At 43.3% G+C, this 23,146-nt stretch carries 17 protein-coding genes and 1 pseudogene; 13 read left to right on the top strand and 5 right to left on the bottom strand.

Annotated features, from left to right (window positions below; genetic code table 11):
* Positions 1 to 5: 5 nt before the first annotated feature.
* From ACKWMY_RS08735 to ACKWMY_RS08720, 4 genes are all read right to left on the bottom strand, one after another.
* Positions 6 to 995, bottom strand: coding sequence for an ABC transporter permease (locus ACKWMY_RS08735; protein WP_261161389.1), 990 nt, complete (start codon positions 993 to 995; stop codon positions 6 to 8).
* Complete coding sequence (locus ACKWMY_RS08730; protein ID WP_308871513.1) at positions 992 to 2,482, bottom strand: sugar ABC transporter ATP-binding protein; 1,491 nt, start codon at positions 2,480 to 2,482, stop codon at positions 992 to 994. Before ACKWMY_RS08730 ends, ACKWMY_RS08735 begins: the two co-directional genes overlap by 4 nt.
* A 195-nt stretch (positions 2,483 to 2,677) precedes the next feature.
* On the bottom strand, positions 2,678 to 3,595 hold the full coding sequence (locus ACKWMY_RS08725; RefSeq protein WP_024528571.1) for a substrate-binding domain-containing protein: 918 nt from the start codon (positions 3,593 to 3,595) through the stop codon (positions 2,678 to 2,680).
* A gap of 133 nt (positions 3,596 to 3,728) precedes the next feature.
* Entirely contained in the window at positions 3,729 to 4,796 is a 1,068-nt protein-coding gene (locus ACKWMY_RS08720; RefSeq protein ID WP_024528572.1) for a zinc-binding dehydrogenase, read from the bottom strand.
* Between the two features lie 570 nt (positions 4,797 to 5,366).
* On the opposite strand from ACKWMY_RS08720, the gene dcuC reads away from it, so the two are divergent.
* Positions 5,367 to 6,722, top strand: a complete 1,356-nt coding sequence (gene dcuC, locus ACKWMY_RS08715) for an anaerobic C4-dicarboxylate transporter DcuC (RefSeq protein WP_024528573.1) — start codon at positions 5,367 to 5,369, stop codon at positions 6,720 to 6,722.
* Positions 6,723 to 6,801: 79 nt separating this feature from the next.
* Here the strand turns inward: dcuC and ACKWMY_RS08710 are convergent, their stop codons facing one another.
* On the bottom strand, positions 6,802 to 8,388 hold the full coding sequence (locus tag ACKWMY_RS08710; protein ID WP_121606396.1) for a TerC family protein: 1,587 nt from the start codon (positions 8,386 to 8,388) through the stop codon (positions 6,802 to 6,804).
* Between the two features lie 666 nt (positions 8,389 to 9,054).
* Here ACKWMY_RS08710 and galU point away from each other — a divergent pair.
* The 12 genes and pseudogenes from galU (at position 9,055) to wbaP (ending at position 23,050) form a co-directional block, all read left to right on the top strand.
* Entirely contained in the window at positions 9,055 to 9,954 is a 900-nt protein-coding gene (galU, locus tag ACKWMY_RS08705) for a UTP--glucose-1-phosphate uridylyltransferase GalU (protein WP_021180603.1), read from the top strand.
* A gap of 45 nt (positions 9,955 to 9,999) precedes the next feature.
* The gene (locus ACKWMY_RS08700; protein WP_308871519.1) at positions 10,000 to 10,896 is read left to right on the top strand and encodes a sugar phosphate nucleotidyltransferase; all 897 of its coding nucleotides are present in this window, start codon (positions 10,000 to 10,002) and stop codon (positions 10,894 to 10,896) included.
* A 314-nt stretch (positions 10,897 to 11,210) separates the two neighbouring features.
* Positions 11,211 to 12,347 carry a polysaccharide export protein gene (locus tag ACKWMY_RS08695; protein WP_409486186.1) on the top strand — a complete coding sequence of 379 codons (1,137 nt, stop codon included), beginning with the start codon at positions 11,211 to 11,213 and terminating at the stop codon, positions 12,345 to 12,347.
* 3 nt (positions 12,348 to 12,350) lie between these two features.
* Complete coding sequence (locus tag ACKWMY_RS08690) at positions 12,351 to 12,791, top strand: protein tyrosine phosphatase (RefSeq protein WP_409486185.1); 441 nt, start codon at positions 12,351 to 12,353, stop codon at positions 12,789 to 12,791.
* Between the two features lie 10 nt (positions 12,792 to 12,801).
* Positions 12,802 to 14,982, top strand: a complete 2,181-nt coding sequence (gene wzc / locus ACKWMY_RS08685; protein WP_409486184.1) for a tyrosine-protein kinase Wzc — start codon at positions 12,802 to 12,804, stop codon at positions 14,980 to 14,982.
* Between the two features lie 19 nt (positions 14,983 to 15,001).
* Positions 15,002 to 16,303: a lipopolysaccharide biosynthesis protein gene (locus ACKWMY_RS08680; RefSeq protein ID WP_409486183.1), complete on the top strand. Its 1,302-nt coding sequence runs from the start codon at positions 15,002 to 15,004 to the stop codon at positions 16,301 to 16,303.
* A complete protein-coding gene (locus ACKWMY_RS08675) occupies positions 16,269 to 17,408 on the top strand; it encodes a polysaccharide pyruvyl transferase family protein (protein ID WP_409486182.1) in 1,140 nt (379 codons plus the stop codon). Before ACKWMY_RS08680 ends, ACKWMY_RS08675 begins: the two co-directional genes overlap by 35 nt.
* 514 nt (positions 17,409 to 17,922) lie before the next feature.
* Positions 17,923 to 18,603: a hypothetical protein gene (locus ACKWMY_RS08670; protein ID WP_409486181.1), complete on the top strand. Its 681-nt coding sequence runs from the start codon at positions 17,923 to 17,925 to the stop codon at positions 18,601 to 18,603.
* Positions 18,604 to 18,613: 10 nt separating this feature from the next.
* Positions 18,614 to 19,522 (top strand): glycosyltransferase, encoded by a 909-nt coding sequence (locus tag ACKWMY_RS08665; protein WP_409486180.1) that lies wholly within the window; start codon positions 18,614 to 18,616, stop codon positions 19,520 to 19,522.
* Positions 19,523 to 20,650 (top strand): glycoside hydrolase family 99-like domain-containing protein, encoded by a 1,128-nt coding sequence (locus ACKWMY_RS08660; protein WP_409486179.1) that lies wholly within the window; start codon positions 19,523 to 19,525, stop codon positions 20,648 to 20,650.
* Positions 20,651 to 20,658: 8 nt separating this feature from the next.
* On the top strand, positions 20,659 to 21,582 hold the full coding sequence (locus ACKWMY_RS08655) for a glycosyltransferase family 2 protein (protein WP_409486178.1): 924 nt from the start codon (positions 20,659 to 20,661) through the stop codon (positions 21,580 to 21,582).
* A gap of 35 nt (positions 21,583 to 21,617) precedes the next feature.
* Positions 21,618 to 23,050: pseudogene (gene wbaP / locus ACKWMY_RS08650) on the top strand (undecaprenyl-phosphate galactose phosphotransferase WbaP).
* Positions 23,051 to 23,146: the final 96 nt, after the last annotated feature.

Here is a 23,146-nt window from a genome sequence, read left to right as displayed (position 1 = left end):
CTAGTTTATTTACGGCGGCTGGAACTGAGGTAGATAGCGGCGAGGATAATGCCACCCTTGACCACGTTCTGGATGTAAGGCGATACGCTCATCAGGTTGAGGCCGTTATTCAATACGCCAAGCATCATGGCGCCTACCAGCGTGCCGATAATGGCGCCTCTGCCACCGGAGATGGCGGCCCCACCAAGCACTACGGCGGCGATGGCATCCAGTTCAAAACCTTCACCGGCGTTGGGCTGCCCGCTCATCAGGCGTGAAGTGAGTACCAAGCCAGCGAGTGCGGCGGTTGTTCCGCTCACCACATACACCAGGACTTTGTAGCGAGGTACGCGAATACCGCTCAGGCGCGCGGCCTCTTCGTTGCCGCCAATGGCGTAGACATAGCGGCCAAACGGCAGGTGGTTAAGCATCAGGTAGGCCAGAATATAAACGCCGACCATGATCAGCACCGGTACTTGAATACCCAATACGGAACCGCGGCCGAAGAAGGAGAACATGTCTGGTAAGCCAGAAATCGGATAGCCGCCGGTGTACAGCAACGCCAAACCACGGGCGATACCCATTGAGGCGAGGGTGACGATAATCGGTGGCATGCGCAGATAGGCAATGCAGGCACCGTTGGCCAGACCAAACAGGGCGCCAATCACCAACGCGGCAACCATTGCCAGAGGAATAGGGATCCCTCCCAACATTAAGCCAGCGGCAATTGAGCCAGACAGTGCCATCACTGGCCCGACCGAGAGATCGATGCCCCCGGTCAGGATTGCGCAAGTCATGCCCACGGCAATAATGGCGTTGATCGACACCTGGCGTGCCACGTTGGTCAGGTTGTTGACCGTCAGGAAGCTGTCATTAAGCCCGCTCATCAGCAGGAACAGAATGGCGAAGCCGATAAAAGGCAGCATCGCGGGGTGGTGCAGCAACTTCTCCCAGCGCTTGCCGAGGCTCTGCTTCTGGGACGCGTGGGTAGGTGGGGATTGTTCAATTCCGATCATAATGCACTCCCGGTTGCATGAAGCATGATGTTATGAGATTCGATTTCATCCCCTGCCAATTCGGCAACAATGTGGCCGCCACGGAACACCAGCACGCGATCGCAGACGCCGATAATTTCCGGTAATTCGGATGAAATCATGATGATAGAAATGCCTTTCTGCGTGAGCTGTTGCATCAGTTGATAGATTTCGGATTTGGCGCCGACGTCAATGCCACGGGTAGGCTCATCAAAAATAAGGATGTTGCAGTCATTGTTCAGCCAGCGGGCAATGACCACTTTTTGCTGGTTGCCGCCGCTCAGGGTGCTGACGGCGGTATCCGCATCCGGGGTTTTCACGCCTACCGCACGGATCAGCCGCTGAACGATATCGTCGTCCTTGCGGGCGTTAACGAATATCTTGCCGAACCGCTCATGGCGGTTGAGAGTGATGTTCTGCGCCACGGAAAAGGGCAGCACCAGCCCCTCGGTTTTACGGCTTTCCGGCAGCAGGCCAATGCCTTGCTTCAATGCCAAAGCCGGGTTACGCAGCGTGGTTGGTTGCCCACTAAGGCTGACCTGCTTGCGATAGCAGGCGCTGGCACCGATCAGCGCGGAGACCGTCTCGGTACGGCCCGAGCCCACTAATCCGGCAAATCCCAGGATCTCGCCTTTGAACAGGTGGAAGCGATCTTCCTGCTGATGCTTGGTGCGCTGAATGCTGGCTTCCAGCAGGCGAACTGAAGTATCGACAGGGTGCGACTTCACCGGGAAGGCATTTTCGATTTTGCGTCCGACCATCAGCTTCACGAGTTCATCCACGTTGGTATCGGCCGTGGGCAGCGTTTGCACATAGGTACCGTCGCGCAAGACGGTGATCTGATCGCAGATGGTGAAGATTTCATCCAGGTGGTGCGAGATGAAAATCATGCCGACGCCCAGCAGTTTAAGATCGTTCATGACGCTGAATAGGTGATCGGCTTCACCCGGCGTCAGGGTGGCGGTAGGCTCATCCAGCACCAGCACGCGGGCGTCCAGTGACAGCGCCTTGGCAATCTCGACAAACTGTTGCTGCGCCACGCTCAACTGCGCCACCGGGCAATCCAGATCGATATTCACCGTCAGCCGTTTGAAAATAGCCTCGGCTTTTTTGCGCATGGCTTTACGATCCAATAATCCCCAGCGGTTCCTGATTTCCCGGTTGAGGAAAATATTGTCCAGGGCGTTCATATAAGGAATAAGCGAGAATTCCTGAAATATGATCCCCACTCCGGCGTTAATGGCCTGCCGATAATTATCAAACTGGCGGCTGGTACCCTCCATGATTATTTCGCCAGAGTCCGGTTGGTGAATACCACACAGGATTTTCACCAACGTCGATTTACCGGCTCCGTTTTCCCCTAGCAAGGCGTGTATTTGGCCGTGTTGAATGGTGAGGTCAATACCGTCCAACGCCTTCACGCCCGGAAAGGACTTCTTGATCTGTTTTAATTCTAATAACGCCGTCACGGTTAACTCCTTCGGGTTTTATACCCACCGTTGCAAAATGGGTCGGGTACAAACCTCAACCGGCTCGTTGTGTTATAGGGGCGCCGTATTCTGCGCCCGCTTTGATAATCAATGCGTTGGTTTGGGGCAAACATATATTCGCCCCTACACATTCAGCAGCATTGCCGCGTGGTCATCAAACTCGAGGCCGGGCGTTTACCAGCTGAAACCTTTGGCGTTGCTGCTGTCGATCAGTTTCACTTTCACCGGAATGGTGCTCGGTACGTTGGCACCCCAATGGCGGGCCAGGGCAATCCCCAAGGCAATACGTGCCTGGTCGCGAGGGAACTGTGCTGAGGTGGCGATAAACGGTGAGCCAGGTTTCAGGATCTCCTTAATCGCTTCAGGCTGGCCATCGACGCTGACCAACTTGACCTTGGCACCGTTACTTTCAATGGCTGCCAATGCACCCAGGGCACCTACGTCGTTGACGCTGAAGATACCGGCCAGATCGGGAGTGGATTGCAGCATGTTTTCGGTTACTGTCAGTGCGGTATCACGCTCTTGCTTGCCGTTCTGCTTAGTGACAATCTGCATTTCTGGGTGCTTTTTAATGGCATCCTCAAAACCACGTACGCGTTCCAGGATCGGCACCACCGGGATACCGTCCAGGATCGCCACTTTGCCCTTGTTGCCCAGGGATTTGGCCAGGTATTCCCCCGCCTGGAAACCGGCATCATAGTTTTCCGAACCGACAAAGGAATCCAACGGGCCTTCGGCCTGGGCATCGATTGCCACGACCACCGCCCCGGCCTTGTGGGCCGAGATCACCGCCGACTGCACGCCAACCGAATCTGTCGGGTTAATCAGTAAAATATCGACTTTCTTTTGCAGCATATCCTCCACATCATTAATCTGCTTTGAGACGTCATGATGGGCATCCGCAATATACAGCTTGGCGCCAATATCACCGGCGGCCTGTTCTAATGCCTGTTTCATGGAGACAAAATAGTCGTTATTCATTTCCTGGAATGAAACGCCAATGGTGATCTGTTTGGCTAATGCCGATTGGCTGGCCAGCAGCATGCCACCGGCGAGCATTACGGGTAAGGTTTTCTTGAATAATGAAAACATAGTTTATTCTCCTGTTGTAGGGGCGATGTCTTTCTTTCAGTGTTATTTATAATAATTAGGTGGTTATCGGCCAGAAGTCGGCCTCGCTATAAAAGCGCGTTATCATTATTTGCTTAAAACTAATCACTCAATATTAAGGAACCAAAATAACCTTGATGGAATCCGTTGAATCAGCCAGGGCGAATGCCTGATCCCATTCGTTTAATGAATAACTGTGGGTTACTACACCTTTGGAGGTCACCAGACCGCGTTCAAAAAGGTCGATGGCAATTTCATAGCTGTAAGGTGCCAGGTGCGCACCGCGAATATCCAACTCTTTGCGATCGCCGATGATTGACCAGTCTACGGTGGTTTCTTTGCCAAATACGCTGAACTCGACAAAGCGGCCGAGCTTACGGATCATCTGCAATCCTTGGGTCACGCCGATCGGTGCGCCGGTCGCTTCGATGTAAACATCACAACCGTAGCCGTCGGTTAACGCCTTGACGATTTTATCGGCATCTTCCTTGAGCGGGTTGATGACCACGTCGGCACCGAACGCTTTTGCCAGTTCCAAACGTTCGTCGATGGCGTCGATCACGATCAGCTTTTTCGGCGTCTTCAACTTGGCAACTTGTACCATACACAGACCCAACGGCCCAGCACCGGCCAGTACCACAACGTCGTCTAGCTGGATATCCCCACGGGCAACGGTGTGAATGGCACAGGCCATCGGCTCGATCAGCACGGCATCTTCATGGCTGAGGCTTTCCGGGATTTTGTGCACGATGGCATTGGCGGAAAAACGCATGTATTCCGACATTCCCCCCTCGGCAACGTCCTTTTGGAAGCCGTAGATATTGTGCGTTTCGCACATCCAATAGCTACCGGACTTACAGTAACGGCACTCCCAGCAGGGCACGATCTGCTCGGCAATGACGCGTTCGCCAATCTTGTACTTCTGCTCTGTGCCTTCCCCCATGGCAACAATGCGGCCATAAAACTCGTGGCCGGGCACGACCGGCGGTTTTACCCAAGGGTTTTCCCCCCAAAACATCTGGGCACCGTTTTTACATTTACAATCGCCGGCACAGATCCCGCAGCCTTCGACCTTGATCACCAACTCCTTGGCTTTAGGTAGTGGGGTAGGGACTTGTTCAAACCGGTAATCCTGCGGGCCATGGCAAACTACCGCGCTCATCTTTTCGGGTAACTGACTCATTTTCCTCTCCATTATCAGGCTAGATAGCGATACGAAACAAATGTTGACGTTGTCATTTTTGATAAAATAAAAAGGTGTATTTTTATTTAAGTTATATTATTCATGATCTTATGAATTTATTTTAACTTTTGGTTAAAAATGACAACGTGAACATTCGCGATCATATAACCAAACTAGAGAAAACATTTGTTTGATCAAACTCACACATCGTTAACATCTGGCGTAAAGATTCTACAAATTCAGATCATGATCACAATGTTATGTCGGTTGTATGTAAAATTGTGGGCGAGGTGAGTCATTTAATTTATTGAAATTAAATCAATTATTGTCCGTCTTGATGGCATGTTTGCCAGATCTGGACTGTCTGGCTGCGGCTTGCGGTATCTACTGGCCAGGAGGAAGGGGATCGCCAAAGCGAGCTGGCTTGGAATTTCACGATTTGTTGATAGTTTCCCCCCGTAACATTGATGAATGTCATAATATCTTGTAGTGCTTTTCGGCAGAGTGTGGCGTTATTCGGCTGCTATCGGGCGATGAGCTGAAGTAAAATAATTAAATCGAGGAATAACAATGGAACTTCTGATTGGAGCCTTGGTAGCGGTGTTCGTTGGCCGTTACATCATCAAGGGCTATTCTGCCACTGGGGTATTAATGGTTGGCGGCCTGGTGCTGCTGGCGGTGAGTGCATTTATGGGCAAAAATCTGCTGCCCGCCAGTGCGACTTCGACCGGGTGGCGCGCCACCGATATTTTCGAATATGTCAAAATCCTGCTGATGAGCCGCGGTGGCGATCTCGGCATGATGATCATGATGCTGTGTGGCTTCGCCGCCTATATGACACACATTGGTGCCAATGACGTGGTGGTCAAGCTGGCCTCCCGCCCATTGCAGATGATCAACTCCCCGTATTTGCTGATGATTGCGGCCTACTTTGTTGCCTGCCTGATGTCACTGGCCGTCTCTTCGGCGACAGGGCTGGGCGTGCTACTGATGGCGACGCTGTTCCCGCTGATGGTTAACGTCGGGATCAGCCGTGGCGCGGCTGCGGCTATCTGTGCTTCTCCAGCAGCTATTATCCTTTCGCCCACTTCAGGTGATGTAGTGCTGGCAGCCAAGGCGGCCGAAATGCCGCTGGTGGATTTCGCCTTCAAAACCACGCTGCCGATCTCCATCGCCGCCATTATCTGTATGGCGATTGCCCACTTCTTCTGGCAGCGCTATCTCGACCGTAAAGCCAACGAACAGCACCACATCATGGACGTGAGTGAAATCACCACCAACGCCCCTGGCTTTTACGCCATCTTGCCGTTTACCCCGATCCTGGGGGTGTTGGTCTTTGATGGTAAATGGGGGCCGGAGCTGCACATCATTACCGTGTTGGTGATTTGTATGTTCATGGCCGCGGTGATCGAGTTCATCCGCAGCTTCAATGCCAAAACGGTGTTTGCCGGTTTAGAAGTGGCTTACCGTGGCATGGCCGATGCGTTTGCCAGCGTGGTGATGCTGTTGGTCGCGGCTGGGGTATTTGCCCAAGGCTTGAGCACCGTTGGCTTTATCAGCGGCTTGATCAGCCTGGCACAGTCGTTTGGCACCGGCGGCATCATCATGATGTTGGTGCTGGTGGTGATCACCATGCTGGCAGCGATGACGACCGGCTCTGGTAATGCGCCGTTCTATGCGTTTGTGGAGCTGATCCCGAAACTGGCGGCACAGATGGGGGTTAACCCGGCTTACCTGGTGATCCCGATGCTGCAAGCTTCCAACCTGGGCCGTACGCTCTCGCCGGTTTCTGGCGTGGTCGTTGCGGTTTCCGGCATGGCAAAAATCTCACCGTTCGAAGTGGTGAAACGCACCTCGGTACCGGTGATTGTCGGGCTGGTGGTGGTGATTGTGGCTACGGAGTTGCTGGTGCCTGTGCACCTTTAAGCTATGCAGGTGGGGGCGCAGCATGCTGTGCCCGTTTGACATCAATGCTGGGCACCTCAAGCGGGTGCCCAGCAAAGATTTACTCTTCGTCCTCTTCGTTAGGCGTCACTAACGGCGTGATCTTCACCTTCACGATGCGGTGGCTACTGATTTCCAACGGTTCAAACAGATAGTCGCCAATCTTCAGCTGTTCCCCTTCGCGTGGAATGCGTTGGCAATGCTCCATCAGCAACCCTGCCAAGGTATGATATTCCCGCTTTTCTTCTATCGGCAGTGGCACATACAGCACCAGATCTTCCAGCGGCATATGGCCATTGGCAATCCAGTAGCCTTCGCTGGTTTGCTGGATATCATGGCGTGCATCAACCTCTTCATCGGCCTCTGGCAGATTACCGGCGATGGTTTCCATCACGTCGGTTAACGTCACCACACCTTCGACCGAACCAAACTCATCCACCACAAACGCAAAGTGGGTTTTGGCCTGGCGGAACTGCTCCAGCGCAGACAGCAACGTTAACTGCTCCGGGAAGATCAGCGGCTGGCGCACCAAGGCTCGCAAATCCAGCGGTGATTGCTGCAACTGCTGTTTCAGCACGTCGATAGTGTGGATCACCCCTAATGGCTCATCGCTGGCGCTATTTTCTGTTACCACGATGCGCGTATGCTGGTTTTTCTCCAACAGCTGCGTCAACTTATCCAGCGGGCCGTTAAGCCCAAGGTATTCCACATCGTGACGCGAAGTCATGATACTGCTGACGGTGCGCTGTGCCATGCCCAGCACCCGCTCGATCATATGGCGTTCCTGCTGGTTGAAGATTTCACCGTTTTCGTTATAGCTGTCTGCCAGCAAGTGTGCCGAATGGCTGTCAATCTCGGCCTCTTCGTGCTTGCCGCTCAACATGCGCAATACGGCTTCTGCGGTACGCTCACGTAAAGGCCGCACCTTGGAAAGGAAACGGCGGCGGTTAAACTGGGCAAACTGGTTCAAGGCTTCGATCATCACCGAGAAACCGATCGCCGCGTAGAGATAGCCCTTCGGAATGGCATAGCCAAAGCCCTCGGCCACGAGGCTGAAACCAATCATCAGCAAGAAGCTGAGGCACAGAATAACAATGGTAGGATGGGCATTCACAAAGCGCGTGAGCGGTTTGCTGGCCAGTAACATCAAACCAATGGCGATACACACCGCGATCATCATCACGGCCAGATGATCGACCATCCCGACTGCGGTGATCACCGAATCCAGCGAGAAGACGGCATCCAGCACTACAATTTGCGCGACCACCGGCCAGAAACGCGCTCCTTTGCGTGACCCATGGTGTTCTTCGTCTTTACCCTCCAGCCGCTCGTTCAGCTCCATGGTGGCTTTAAACAGCAGGAAGATACCACCGACCAACATTATCAGGTCGCGGCCACTGAAAGCGTGCCCCATGGCAACAAACAGCGGTTTGGTCAGGGTGGCTAGCCAGGATATTGAGGCAAGCAGCGCCAGGCGCATCACCAGCGCCAGTAAAAGACCGACAATGCGGGCTTTATCACGTTGTTTCTTAGGTAATTTCTCCGCCAAAATGGCGATAAAGATCAGGTTGTCAATGCCCAGTACGATTTCCAGTACAACCAGGGTGGCCAAGCCGGCCCAAATTGTTGGATCTGCGATCCATTCCATACGCCTAATTTCACCTTTTAGTTCGACGGCTTATGCCGCATTGAGAATGATGGACGCTGAAGGAGGGGATTTCAACACTAAATCCGCACTGAGTGCGGGTAATCCATGTTAGTAGAATATTTAAACTGTGCCAGGATCTTGTCATTAGGAGGCTAACACCAGAAAACAGAGAACAAATAGCTGCTTATAAATCCTGCACTTAGATAATTATGATTATAATCAATTTGTTATGGAGTAGTTAAACAAGTAAAATCTTAAAAACCGAGTATCCTTAGTAGTCTTATTCTGAAAAGGTCTTAATGAAGCCACTAAGACTTGTTTCACCGGGTCAATAGTATAAGAATCTTAGCATCCTATAAATGATAGCAAGACTGACCACTTGGCCAGGAAGGCACAGCCTTTTCCCTACTTTGCGACTTGCCTCTCATTAAATTCTGAGCAAACCAAGGTTCATCTACAAGCGTGGAGTCGATTGCACGCTTGTCAGTTCAAACATTGTCTACAGTGCATTGGTAGCTGCAAGCCAAGGGCGGTAGCGTGGCTAAAACGTTATTTTGTGATTTTAATTAATTGATTTTTAAAGTTAAAAATTCATTGAGACGTTAGGCTCAACCACTTTTCCTGGCTCTGTTACACTTACTTGTTATTTGTCGGTGGAAAAAATTTATGCAAAAAAGATTGAAGGCCGTGATCCCAGTAGCAGGTTTGGGCACCCGTATGCTGCCCGCAACCAAGGCGATCCCTAAAGAAATGCTGCCGGTGGTCGATAAGCCATTGATTCAGTATATCGTGAGCGAATGCGTTGCGGCTGGCATCAAGGATATCGTACTGGTTACGCACTCATCGAAAAACGCGATCGAAAACCACTTTGATACTTCCTTTGAGCTGGAAGCGACGTTGGAAGCTCGGGTAAAACGCCAATTGCTTGCCGAAGTTCAAAGTATCTGCCCGCCAGATGTAACGGTGATGCAAGTGCGCCAAGGGCAAGCCAAAGGGCTGGGCCACGCGGTGTTATGCGCTCAACCGATGATTGGGGATAACCCATTTGTGGTGCTGTTGCCGGACGTGTTATTGGATGACTCTACCGCCGATCTGCAGAAAGAAAACCTGGCCAAAATGATCCAGCGCTTCGAGCAAACCGGCTTTAGCCAGATTATGGTTGAGCCAGTGCCAGAAGAGGACGTTTCCAAATACGGTGTGGTCGATTGCGGCGGTGTGGCGTTAGCCGCTGGTGCAAGTACGCCAATGACCGCGGTGGTAGAGAAACCTGCGCGGGAAGATGCACCTTCTAACTTGGCCGTGGTTGGGCGATATGTCCTCTCTGCCGATATCTGGCCGTTGTTAGAGAAAACTCCTCCGGGAGCTGGTGATGAAATCCAACTGACCGACGCCATTGCCATGCTGATGGAGCAGGAAACGGTTGAAGCCTTCCATATGAGCGGCAAATCCCATGACTGTGGTGACAAACTGGGCTATATGAAGGCGTTTGTACAGTATGCCCTGCGCCACCCTTCCGAAGGTGAAAACTTCACCCAGTGGATGAAACAGACCCTGAACAGCAAGTAATTGCCCTAGCCGGTTAGGACGACCACAATATTTAAGAGGAACACCATGTCGAATAAGTTGAAAGCCGTCATTCCTGTTGCTGGTCTGGGTATGCGCATGTTGCCAGCGACCAAGGCGATTCCCAAAGAGATGCTACCGATCGTTGATAAGCCGTTGATTCAATATATCGTCAACGAATGCGTGGCCGCCGGGATCAAGGAAATCATCCTGGTTACCCACTCCTCAAAGAACGCGATCGAAAACCATTTCGACACGTCTTATGAGCTTGAGGCGATGCTTGAAGCGCGCGTGAAGCGTCAACTGCTGGATGAAGTCAAATCCATCACGCCGAAGGGCGTAACCTTGATGCACATCCGCCAGGGGCAACCGAAAGGATTGGGGCATGCAGTACTTTGTGCCAAACCACTAGTAGGTGATTCACCCTTCGTGGTAGTGCTGCCGGACGTGCTGCTGGATGACGCCAAGGCCGATTTACACAAAGACAACCTGGCGCATATGATTGCCCGTTTCGAAGATAACGGGCTCAGCCAAGTACTGGTGCAACCTGCGGATGAAAATGTCCTGTATGACTACTCGGTGGCGGAATGTGAGACCACTACCCTGCAACCAGGGGAAAGCTCGCGTATGACGTCGATCATTGAGAAGCCAAGCCGTGAAGTGAAATTGAAGTCCAACTATTCCGCTGTAGGCCGTTATGTGCTCTCTGCAGACATCTGGCCGATTTTGGAAAAAACTCAGCCAGGCGCTTGGGGCCGAATTCAACTGACCGATGCGATTGCTGACCTGATGAAACAACAGACGGTAGAAGCGATGGAACTGGTGGGAGAATCGTTCAACTGCGGTGAAAAACTAGGCTATCTTCAGGCCTTTGTGACCTATGGGCTACGCCACCCGACGCAGGGCAAAGCCTTCCGTGAATGGGCCGAGCAGCTAAAATTGTAGTAATTTGTACTGAAAAAGAGCAAAAAAATCTTTATAGTTATGGGCCTGCGGAAATCTCGGCGGGCCTTTTGACTTATCCGAGATCGTTCGCACATGAAAACACTCCTGGTGCATGCGCCACACATTATGAGCCTGAGAGATATCTTAGCAAACCCAGACTCAACGTTTGCTCAATGAGTGCTTTCATGCGTGTATCGCAGGACTGCTGTACATAGCGCAAACAAAAAATTTTGCTAAGCACCACCCCAGGTGGCCACGGTTGGCCAGGTGTTTAGCGTTGCAAGTTTACTTACTTTGAAAGTGATGAAAATTCGATGGCAAAGAAACAATGGAAGCTGATACCGCTCCTGGTATCGATCAGTGTGATCAGCGGTTGTACCGTGGTCCCTGGCACCCACCTCTCTACCAGCGGGAAAAACGTTGTTAAGCAGGAAGACAGCGATTTCAACCTGAATAAGCTGGTCAATATCTACCCGATGACGCCGAGTCTAGTTGAGAAAATGCGACCAAAACCGGTCATCGCGCAAACCAACCCATCGTTGGAGCTTGCACTGCAGAGTTATGAATACCGTATCGGTGTGGGCGATGTGCTTATGGTCACCGTTTGGGATCACCCAGAGTTGACAACCCCAGCAGGCCAATACCGTAGTGCTAGTGATACAGGCAACTGGGTGAATGCTGACGGTACCATCTTCTATCCTTACATTGGTAAGGTGAAAGTTGTTGGGAAAACGGCTAGTCAGGTTCGTAACGATATTGCCAGTCGTTTGGCGCAATATATTGAAAGCCCACAGGTGGATGTAAGTATTGCGGCCTTCCGTTCACAAAAAGCTTACGTAACGGGTGAGGTTGTAAAATCTGGCCAGCAACCAATTACGAATGTGCCGTTGACAATCATGGATGCCATCAACAACGCTGGTGGTCTTGCAGAAAATGCTGATTGGAGAAATGTTGTACTCACTCATGATGGGAAGGAACGACGCATTTCTCTTCAAGCGCTAATGCAAAAAGGCGACCTCACTCAAAATCACTTGCTCTATCCTGGCGATATTCTCTACATCCCTCGTAACGATGACTTAAAAGTATTCGTAATGGGAGAAGTGAAAAAACAGTCAACTCTGCGGATGGATCGAAGCGGTATGACATTAACCGAAGCTCTGGGTAATGCGGAGGGGATGGATCAGGCGATGTCTGATGCAACTGGGGTGTTTGTTATTCGTCCATTACGTGGGGCTGAAGGGAATAAGATTGCTAATATTTTCCAGTTGAATGCAGCAGATGCTTCCGCATTGGTTATGGGGACTGAGTTCCAACTTCAACCTTATGACATTGTTTATGTCACTACTGCACCTATAGTGCGTTGGAACCGCGTCATTAACCAGTTGGTGCCAACTATTACCGGTGTACACGATATGACAGAAACTGTGCGTTTCATCAATCAGTGGAACTAATTCATGTTTGATTCTATTTTAGTGGTTTGCATAGGAAATATTTGTCGTTCGCCGATAGGTGAGCGACTATTGAAAAAAGCATTTCCAAACAAAAAAATTTCATCCGCAGGACTTGGAGCATTAGTTGGTCATGCAGCTGATCCTAATTCTATATCAGTATCGAAGGTTCATAACATTTCATTAGAGGGTCATCAAGCAAAACAATTAACGGCTCAAATGTGTCGTGATTATGATTTAATATTAGTTATGGAAAGAAAACATCTTGAAGGCGTTTGCCGTTTGGCACCTGAGGTTAGAGGAAAAACTTTGTTATTTGCTCATTGGCTGGAACAAAAAGAAATTCCGGATCCATATAAAAAGAGTTATGAGGCTTTTGAATATGTTTTCGACTCTCTTAACAAATCAGTTGACAAGTGGATCCCTGTGTTAAGTTCCGGTAAATAATAGGTAATGTATGTCAGATAAAAACAAAGTTTCAGCCTCAATGGCAAAAGAAGATAGTGAACTTGATCTGAGGCGCTTCTTGGGAGCGATTATTGATCATAAGTGGTTGATCATTGCAATAACAACTTTCTTCGCAACATCCGCTATCATGTATTCGTTGTTAGCTACACCTATCTACAAAGCGGATGCACTGGTGCAAGTTGAACAGAATGTTGGCAGTTCATTATTAAATGATTTATCGCAGATATTACCAAACAATCAATCTGTTTCGGCACCAGAAATTGAGCTCATAAAATCAAGAATGGTTTTAGTTAAAACGATTCAGGATCTAAATTTAGATACTTTTGCTGAACAGAAATATTTCCCAGTTATTGGCAAGGGAATTGCTAGGGTGTTAGATAATAAAGAAAAAGAAATCCTTATTCCAAGATTGATTGTGCAATCCGAAAAGTTAGACAAGCGTATGTTGTTGGAGTTGACATCACCAAAAACATATGAACTTAGCTTTGATGGTGAGAAGGTACTTACAGGTCAAGTTGGTCAACTAGAAAAATCACAAGGAGTAACAATTCTTGTTAGTGACGTTCAGGGGAATAAAGGAACGGCATTTAATGTTGAGAAAAGATCTATTCTCACTGTTTTAGAAGAGCTCAGGGAGAATTTTAGCGTTGTAGACAGCGGTAAAGATACTGGAGTGCTAAATTTATCTTTACTGGGAAATGATCCAGATAAAATACAAAAGACTCTTGAAAAAATTGCTAATAACTATCTTCAGCAAAATGTGGAAAGAAAGTCAGCGGAAGCGGCCAAAAGTTTGGAGTTTTTAAAAGAGCAGTTGCCCTTGGTAAGGTCCGATTTAGATAATGCAGAAAGTAAATTAAATGAATACAGAAGAAAAAATGATTCTGTAGACCTATCCCTGGAAGCAAAATCAGTTTTGGACTCCATGGTGTCTGTAGATACTCAACTGAATGAACTAACATTCAAAGAGGCTGAGATATCTAAACTATATACAAAAGAGCATCCTTCATATAAGGCCTTGTTAGAAAAACGTAGCACACTAGTTGAAGAAAAAGAAAAACTCAATAAAAGAATCGGTGGAATGCCACAGACTCAGCAAAATATATTGAGGCTGACTAGAGATGTTCAATCAGGTCAAGAGGTTTATATGCAACTTCTAAATAAACAACAGGAGTTGAGTATAAATAAAGCTAGTACTGTAGGTAATGTTAGAATTGTTGACCAAGCTATTACGCAGTTAAAACCGGTTTCTCCTAAGAAGTTATTAATTGTCATTTTAAGTGTACTGGGTGGTGGGATTCTATCGGTTTTCTTTATTGTCCTAAAAACATTACTGTATCGTGGAGTTGAAAGTCCAGAGCAATTAGAAGAATTGGGTATTAATGTGTATGCAGGAATACCACTTTCTGAGTGGCAAAAGAAAAAAGATATGGAGTTAATATCACGACGTAATAATAAAAAAATAAATACACGGTCGTGTGATCTTTTGGCTACTAGGAATCCTACAGATCTGGCGATTGAAGCCATTCGTAGTCTAAGGACTAGTTTGCATTTTGCAATGATGGAATCAAAAAATAATGTCCTGATGATTTCAGGTGCGAGTCCATCGATTGGCAAAACTTTTGTAAGTGCCAACTTAGCAGCGGTGACGGCTCAGGCCGGCCTAAAAGTTTTACTTATTGATGGAGATATGCGTAAAGGATATGCACATGAGCTAATGGGGGTGACTTCAAAAATGGGCCTCTCAGACGTTTTATCGGGTCGTCTTGGTGTCGAAGATGTTTTAGAAAAGACCGAAGTTGAAAACCTGAATTTCATTGCTCGTGGCACTATCCCACCGAATCCAGCAGAACTGTTAATGACAACAAGGTTTGCGAATTTAGTTGAATGGGCAAGCAAGAATTATGATCTCGTTCTAATTGATACCCCTCCTATTCTTGCAGTCACCGACAGCGCCATCATTGGACGTCAAGCAGGAACGGTTTTGTTAGTTGCTAGGTTTGAAGTTAACACGGTTAAAGAGGTTGAGGTTAGCATTAGGCGATTTGAACAAAACGGGGTTGATGTAAGAGGCGTAATATTAAATGCGGTAATTAAGAAAGCATCATCATACTATAACTATGGTTATTATAATTATGATTATAGTTATGAGTCCGAAATTAAGAAATAAGTGCTGGATTGCATAAATAATGAGTTTCTTGAGGAGCGTTTCATGGGTAGGGGCTGGTACAGGGATAAGTATTGTAGTATCAATACTCTCTGTACCAGCGATAATAAGTGGCTATGTTCCTAGCGAAGTAACTTATTTTCTGTGGTTATGGACTCTTCTAGGAGTTATGAATCTAGCTGACTTTGGTCTGAGTAGAGGGGTAAGCAAATTCGTTTCTTCAGGAATAAGCATAACGAAGGTACTATTATATGGTTATATATATGCGCTTATAGTATCGAGTGTTTTGGGAGGAGTGTTATTTATCCTTGGGTTTATTATTAATATTGAATTCTGGAATGAATTACCCCAAGTAGTAAAAATAATAAGCATTGCTTTGTTTATTATAAGTTTTTTAACTTTCCCACTGTCTGGTGTGGTTGAGGGGCTTGGTAAGTTTAGAGATATCGTGATAATAAAAAATATAGGAAATATAATAGCATATTGTATTCCAATAATTTTCGCGATCTATAAAGTAGATATATATATCACATTGACTTTTTCTGTAATTCTGTCACGACTAATTATTTTTATCTCTATCTGCTTATTAATATATAGAGCATTGAGCGCAAATGCAACTAAGCTGAATAATAGTACTAAAGGGAACGAAAATCAAAGTTATAATATCAACTTCTTTTTTTCATTCTGTACTTCAGTCGGTATCGTAAGTTTCATGGGAGTGATATTTCTTTATTGGGACCGGTCATTAATATTGACATCACTCACCCACAGTGATGTTGTAAGTTATGTTGCATTTTCTGAAATGCTAATAAAACTTTATGCAATTCCAGGAATATTATCAGGTGTTATTTTTCAATTTGTCAGTGCGAAATTTGATTTTGACAAGAAAGTATTATTAATTTTAATACCAAAATTTTTATTAGCTTGCAGCTTTCTTTTTGCTGTATTTAGTGTTGTTTTTTTCATCTCTATAAAGAGTTGGGTTTTTTCTTATGTATTTAAGCATAGTCTTAATAAAGATTTAGAGCTATTATTTTCTGTTATGGTATTTTTCACTGTACTGAATTGCTTTAATATGCTTGCGATGACAATTGCTCAGGCTTTAAATAACCACAAGAAGATATTTTATTCACAATTTATATTATTGCCGATTTTTATTTTAATATCATATGTATTGGCTAAGTCCGGTAATGTCAAATTAGCAATATCAGTCTGGTTTACAAGGATACCGGTAATTTACATATATACTGTATTTTTAAATTATAAAAGTATCAAATTAAGAGGAAGTTATGAAGGTATTAATAATAAACCAACACACAAATAACTATGGAGATGATGCTGCAGGCTATGCCCTTACTTCAAGTTTAATTGAGAAAGGGTATGATGTAGATGTAACATATATTTGGAATGAAAATGGAACAAAGATCCCCATCGAAAGTGAGCTGATTACACATCATGAATCTTATAATTTATCGCGAAAAAATTTATTAAGAGAAATCGCTAACTACTACACAGGCAAAGAAGGGTATTTTAAAAAAATCACTGAACTTGCAGAGAAGTCTGATGTTGTCTTAGTATCGCCCGGCGGTGCAAATATAGGGATCTACAAAGATTGGGCGTATTTAGTAAATGTTATATTTGCAAGAAAGAAAAATAAAAATCTAATATTTCATCTAAATACCATCAGTAAAAGCAATAGCAAAATATTTAATGTTCTAGCCAAATATGTATTAGCTAAGTGCATACTATTTGTAAGGGAAAAGGCATCATTCGAATTATTACGAAGTATGGGAATACATTCTACCCTTGGCGTAGACTCTGCATTTCTTCTGAAAAAAAACGTGAGAAGTGCGGATGTAAATGGTAAGGTTTTGACCTTTGTGCCGACAGAATTGAGCAATTGGCATGTGGATTTCAAGAATGTAAACGATGGCGATATCCTAAAAAATGGAATAATTCCTGCGCTAGCTCGTTTTGCTGCGGAAAATGGATTCAGAATAAAGATTCTCCCCCACTTGTATTCTTCAGAGTCTGAACATGATTTTTTAGAGAAAATTAGACGGTCATTAACAGAGTGCAACAGTAGCATTGATATTACTATAGATAACTCTGTTGATAGCTTCTTTAAGTATGATCAAAGTATTGCTGATTCTAACTTAGTAGTTAGCATGAGGTATCATGGTGTAGTGCTATCTGTCAAAAATGAAATCCCTGTCATTAGCTTAGCTTATGAAAATAAAATGAAAGAATGTTGTCGATACTCTGGAATATTATCGCAAAATATCGATTTATTAAACTTTGAAAGTGGCGAATTGGATACTTTACTGAATAACACAATTAAAATAAACAATAATATATATGGTACACGGGAATTCCTTGAGAAGATGTCTTCAGTAGTTTTAAATCATATTGAGCTATATAATAGGTAAAAAACGCCATGAAAATAGTAAGTAACATATACTATACTATAGGCTTGTTTTTTTTACTTGCCTTCTTTTCATTTGCACTACATCTCTCTGGTATATATCCATATGCAAGCCCTTCTGTAGTGATTTTTTTATATTATTTATATTTTCAATTTTCATATTAGGGTTTATTTTTGATCACCAACTAAAGAATTGGCTCAATCGTGCCAAGATTGCTATTCAAGACGATCAAGATACATTTAAATATAAGTATTGGCCCATTTTTTTTATTCTTATATTTTTTGTGGTTGAAATACTCTACAATAGGAAGTTACCAATTCTAGAAATGTTACAAGGTAGGGTATATGACTACCGTGACTTTACATTTCCTGGGGTTCATGTATTCTTCACTTCATTAACAACATTTTATTGTATTAAATCATTTTTTGACTTTCTGGCTTTTAAGGATAAAAGTTCACTAGTCGCATCACTTACTTGTCTTGTTATATTTTCTGCAATGATGTATAGAAGTAATATTATGTTTTGTGTTTTGAACTACTTCTTATTATATGCATTATATTGTAAAATAAATCTTAAACGTATTATCAAAGTATTATTATTTGTTATTGGTTTATTGTACTTATTCGGAGTTGCAGGAGATTTAAGAAGCAAAGCTCAAACAGGTGACAATGATTTTAGTATATCGAATATTATGAACTCTACTCAGGCATCCCTTGAATTTCAGAATAATACATATTTATCTCCACTGTATTGGGCATATTTATATTTAAGCTCCCCTGTTGCCAATTTTCAAAATACAGTAGACTTAAATTATACTCATTCTGAAATTGATGGTTCTCTAAAATTCATTGTTTATGAAATACTGCCAGATATAGCAGGGAAAAGGATAGCCACTTTGGGAGGCTATGATGAAGAGTATTCCCCATTATCAAGAGTCGTAGATTTTCTGACAGTTGGGACTATTTTTGCTGATTCATTTATATTTATTGGTTGGTATGGTCCTCTTATACTTTCATTATTACTTTTGTTAACACCTATCGTATTTTTATCAATTTGCCCTAAAAATAAGATGTATTACGTCCAACTATCAATATGTACAATAATACTTGTTCTTTGTACATTTTCAAACATGTTGGTTTATTCGACATTGTCCCTTCAGTTATTCTATCCTCTTGTTTTTAGAAAATATAGAGTGTAATGAGGTTAAAATGAGTTCTGTTGTTTTAATGTCAACCTACAATGGCGTACGATACTTACAGCAACAATTAAATAGTCTTCTTTCATTAGACACCTCCCCAGATATTTTCATAAGAGACGATGGTTCTACAGATGGAACTAGGGATATTCTAATTGAATATCAGCGAAATAATAATAATATAAAGATAGTTTACGGAGATAACGTTGGCGTTGTTGGTGGGTTTTTGAACTTAATAAAGCTGGTTGAAAAAAAATATGATTATTACGCATTTTGTGATCAAGACGATTTTTGGGAAAAAGAGAAGATTTTAAAAGCAATAAATAAACTAGAGAAAATAAATGGCAGCGCACTGTATTGTTCAAGGCTAAATGTTGTGGATGAGCATTTAAAACATTTATTTTATTCAAACATACCTAAAAGAGGTTTAACGCTAGCAAATGCTCTGGTCGAAAACGTTGCAACTGGATGCACTTTGGTTGTTAATAAACACGGAATGGATATTATAATAAGTCATATGCCAAGACCAGATAAAGTGGTAATGCATGACTGGTGGGTTTATTTAACCATCTCAGCGACTGGTCAAGTGATTTTTGATGAGACTTCTTATATTAAGTATAGGCAGCATGGGGAAAATGTTGAGGGCATGTCAAATGGAATTTTTAAAATAATTAAAAAATTCATTGGTCGTCCTGAAAGAAGCAAATACACCCCTTTGATTGAACAGCTCATTGAGTTTAAAAGGTTGTATGGAGAAATGCTGTCTTCTAAAGATATCATTATTTTGAATGAGCTAATATCATCAATTGTGGAAAGAAATAAATATAATGTTGTTAAAATGATTCTAAGCAAGAAAATATTTCGTCAAACAACATCTGAAAATTTGTCATTAATATATTCTATTATATCGGGTAAAATTTAAATGAAGTCTCTGAATAAAATTGATCATATCCTTGCTTTTTATCTCCCTCAATATCACCCTATCAAAGAAAATAACGAATGGTGGGGAAATGGGTTTACTGAGTGGACAAATGTTACTAGAAGTAATAAGCGATTTATTGGTCACCGACAGCCCCATCTACCGAGTGATTTAGGTTTTTATGATTTAAGGTTAGCTGAAACTAGGCTTGCACAAGCAGAATTAGCAAAACAAAATGGAATTACAGGTTTTTGTTATTACCATTATTGGTTTAATGGCCATAGATTATTAGAGAGACCACTAGATGAGGTCGTGCAATTGGGGGAACCAGATTTTCCATTTTGTATGTGCTGGGCAAATGAAAATTGGACTAGAGCATGGGATGGGCAGGATCGGCAAGTGTTAATCAAACAAGATTATACTGAAAACGATTCTGAAGATCATTTTTCTCATTTGGTTAAATTCTTTAATGATAGTCGTTATATTAAAGTTAATGGGAAGCCATTGTTTCTAATTTATCGATATGATCACATTCCAGATGTGAAAGTATACTTTGAAAAATGGAGAAACCTAGCTAAAACACATGGCTTTGATGGGTTATATTTATGTGCAGTTAAAAATGGATTTATCGATGCTTCTGAAAAAGAGATAATTAATCTTGGCTTTGATGCCGTGATCGATTTTCAACCTAACAGAAAAGATTTCCCTGTGGGAAATAATGGCAAACAGAATATTGTCTCTTTAGCGAGAAAACTTTTGCCTGATTCTGTATATCAATGGCTTAAGGTTAACGGTTCTGCAGTTAATCGCATAAGTTATAGTGGCATTGTTGAAAATATTACCTCAAGGGCCTGGCATAGTGATATCACAGTTTATCCAAGCGTTTTTCCCAATTGGGATAATTCACCCAGAAGAAAAACGCCTACAATAATACAAAATGATAAACCTGAAGAATATCAAAAATGGCTTGAATACTCTCTTGATGCAGTTAAAAATTACAATAATGGTGAGAGAATAATTTTTATAAATGCTTGGAATGAGTGGGCCGAAGGATGCCATTTAGAGCCAGATCAACAAATGGGATATGAATTTTTGGAAGCAACGAAGGCTGCTATAAAAAAATATAGGTAGGTACTATTATGAAAGTGGCAATTATCATTCCGACTAGAAATGGTGGTAATTTATGGTCAAGAACGGTAAGTAGTATAAGTATACAAGATGGATATAACGACAATATAATTATAATTGATAGTAATTCATCTGATAGAACTCTTAAAGATGCAAATAAGGTTACAGGTAATATTATTCGTATCCACGAGCATGAGTTTAATCATGGGGGGACAAGGAATTTAGGTTGCAGAAATATCGATGAAAATACGGATATTGTCATATTTTTAACTCAAGATGCTGTACTAGCCTCTCCTTACTCGTTACGTAACATTGTCAATTGTTTTCAAGATACACAAATAGCAGCTGCATTTGGAAGACAATTGCCACATGAAAATGCTAGTCCAATTGCTAAACATGCTCGTACGTTTAATTATTCCGATAAATCATATGTTAGCTCGATGGCAAGTAAGGATTCAATGGGCATAAAAACTGTTTTTATATCTAATTCATTTTCTGCTTATCGTATGTCATTATTTAATGAATTGGGTGGTTTTCCTGAGAATACAATTTTGTGTGAGGATATGTACTTTGCAGCAAAATCCATCTTGAAAGGATACAAAATTGCGTATGTTTCGGATGCTGAAGTTTATCACTCGCACAATTACTCATCACTCGAAGAGTTTAGAAGGTATTTTGATATTGGCGTTTTTCATAGGGATGAGCCATGGATTAAAAATGCATTTGGAGGCGCTTCTGGTGAGGGCAGTAAATATATAATTTCCGAGCTAAATTATCTCTTAAAAGAGAGCCCTTCGTTCATTCCTATTGCACTTGCAAATAATTTCATGAAGTTTCTAGGATATAAACTCGGAGGCCATTATTCTATATTACCCATGTCGTTAAGAAAGAAATTCAGCATGCATAAGAATTATTGGAATGGCTCCGAAAGATGAGTGGCTATTTATATGGTCTGAATAAAGGAAAAACCATGAGTGCGTTAAGTTACTCAAAAAGAACTAATTTAATTAAATTATTCTTAGCTCTTTCTGATTTCACCTTTTTGCATTTTCTTTGTTTTTTGCAATCGAAATATTTAAGTTTTTTAATTTTAATATAAATGATCTCATTCCCGAAACAGAGATGCCTGCAAGACTTATTTCACACGTCGTGCTAGCCTTAATGTCAGTTGCATGGTTTTGGGTTAGACTAAGACATTATAGTTATAGGAAACCATTTTGGTTCGAATTGAAAGAAATAATGAGAACGCTTCTTATTTTTGCGATGTTGGATTTAGCTCTAGTAGCGTTTTCTAAATGGCATTTTTCTCGCTACATATGGGTGCTGACTTGGTCCCTAACGTTTTTTTTAGTTCCTTTGGGTAGGACTATTATGAAACGGATTCTTAATAAATTAAATATGTGGGATAAGCATACAATAATTATTGGTGCTAATAAGAATGCATGTGACTCATATTCAGCATTAAAAAGTGAAAAAGATTTGGGCTTTGCCGTCTGTGGGTTTTTTTCTACAAAGAAAACAGATGAGAAAGAGTTGTTTGGTATCCCTATTTTTTGCGATGAACTAGAACTATGGGATAGATGTGATCCAGAAACTACTCAATTCGTAGTTGCATTGGAATTTGAAGAAAACGCCATACGAGATGAATGGTTAAAAAAACTTGCAAAACATAACTGCCGTTCCATCTCTGTTATTCCGACTTTACGAGGAGTACCTTTATATGGTACTGATATGTCGTTTATTTTTAGCCATGAAGTAATGATATTGAGAGTGAGTAACAACCTTGCAAAGCGAACATCTCGATTAGTTAAAAGATCTTTTGATTTAATCGGCTCGGCAAGTATGATCTTATTACTCTCGCCAGTATTAATTGTACTTGCATATTTAGTATCTAAAGATGGTGGAAATGCCATTTATGGACATGAAAGGGTTGGCCTCGGTGGGAAAAGGTTTAAATGCTTAAAGTTCCGTTCTATGGTGGTTAACTCACATGAAGTGTTAAATCAACTACTAGAAACTGATGCAGCATCGAAGGCTGAATGGGATCGTGATTTTAAACTAAAGAATGACCCACGAATTACACGAGTTGGAAAATTTATACGTAAAACTAGCCTTGATGAATTGCCGCAACTTTTTAATGTCCTAAAAGGAGAAATGAGCTTAGTTGGTCCTAGACCGGTAATAGAGCCGGAGTTAGAACGTTATGCAGGTGACGTGGACTATTATTTGATGGCTAAGCCTGGAATGACTGGCTTGTGGCAGGTCAGTGGTAGAAACGATGTTGATTATGATACCAGAGTTTACTTTGACGCATGGTATGTGAAAAACTGGTCTCTTTGGAATGATATAGCGATTCTTTTTAAAACTATAAATGTAGTTTTAAAAAGGGACGGCGCATATTAAAACTGTAATTTAAACTGAAAAATACATGTAATTCCCTCTGCTATTATTTACTCTTTGAATGTCATCATTAAAATGTAAAAGATATCTAAATTGATT

The organism is Serratia sp. J2 (assembly GCF_046269175.1).
Taxonomy (GTDB): Bacteria; Pseudomonadota; Gammaproteobacteria; order Enterobacterales; family Enterobacteriaceae; genus Chania; species Chania fonticola_C.
This window is presented reverse-complemented; position numbering and strand designations above follow the sequence as displayed.

What these genes read in the sequence shown, in the direction of transcription:
- ACKWMY_RS08735 (WP_261161389.1), bottom strand. Translation starts at nt 995, where the DNA reads ATGATCGGAATTGAACAATCCCCACCTACCCACGCGTCCCAGAAGCAG.
- ACKWMY_RS08725 (WP_024528571.1), bottom strand. Translation starts at nt 3,595, where the DNA reads ATGTTTTCATTATTCAAGAAAACCTTACCCGTAATGCTCGCCGGTGGC.
- ACKWMY_RS08720 (WP_024528572.1), bottom strand. Translation starts at nt 4,796, where the DNA reads ATGAGTCAGTTACCCGAAAAGATGAGCGCGGTAGTTTGCCATGGCCCG.
- dcuC (WP_024528573.1), top strand. Translation starts at nt 5,367, where the DNA reads ATGGAACTTCTGATTGGAGCCTTGGTAGCGGTGTTCGTTGGCCGTTAC.
- ACKWMY_RS08710 (WP_121606396.1), bottom strand. Translation starts at nt 8,388, where the DNA reads ATGGAATGGATCGCAGATCCAACAATTTGGGCCGGCTTGGCCACCCTG.
- galU (WP_021180603.1), top strand. Translation starts at nt 9,055, where the DNA reads ATGCAAAAAAGATTGAAGGCCGTGATCCCAGTAGCAGGTTTGGGCACC.
- ACKWMY_RS08700 (WP_308871519.1), top strand. Translation starts at nt 10,000, where the DNA reads ATGTCGAATAAGTTGAAAGCCGTCATTCCTGTTGCTGGTCTGGGTATG.
- ACKWMY_RS08695 (WP_409486186.1), top strand. Translation starts at nt 11,211, where the DNA reads ATGGCAAAGAAACAATGGAAGCTGATACCGCTCCTGGTATCGATCAGT.
- ACKWMY_RS08690 (WP_409486185.1), top strand. Translation starts at nt 12,351, where the DNA reads ATGTTTGATTCTATTTTAGTGGTTTGCATAGGAAATATTTGTCGTTCG.
- wzc (WP_409486184.1), top strand. Translation starts at nt 12,802, where the DNA reads ATGTCAGATAAAAACAAAGTTTCAGCCTCAATGGCAAAAGAAGATAGT.
- ACKWMY_RS08680 (WP_409486183.1), top strand. Translation starts at nt 15,002, where the DNA reads ATGAGTTTCTTGAGGAGCGTTTCATGGGTAGGGGCTGGTACAGGGATA.
- ACKWMY_RS08675 (WP_409486182.1), top strand. Translation starts at nt 16,269, where the DNA reads ATGAAGGTATTAATAATAAACCAACACACAAATAACTATGGAGATGAT.
- ACKWMY_RS08670 (WP_409486181.1), top strand. Translation starts at nt 17,923, where the DNA reads ATGTTTTGTGTTTTGAACTACTTCTTATTATATGCATTATATTGTAAA.
- ACKWMY_RS08665 (WP_409486180.1), top strand. Translation starts at nt 18,614, where the DNA reads ATGAGTTCTGTTGTTTTAATGTCAACCTACAATGGCGTACGATACTTA.
- ACKWMY_RS08660 (WP_409486179.1), top strand. Translation starts at nt 19,523, where the DNA reads ATGAAGTCTCTGAATAAAATTGATCATATCCTTGCTTTTTATCTCCCT.
- ACKWMY_RS08655 (WP_409486178.1), top strand. Translation starts at nt 20,659, where the DNA reads ATGAAAGTGGCAATTATCATTCCGACTAGAAATGGTGGTAATTTATGG.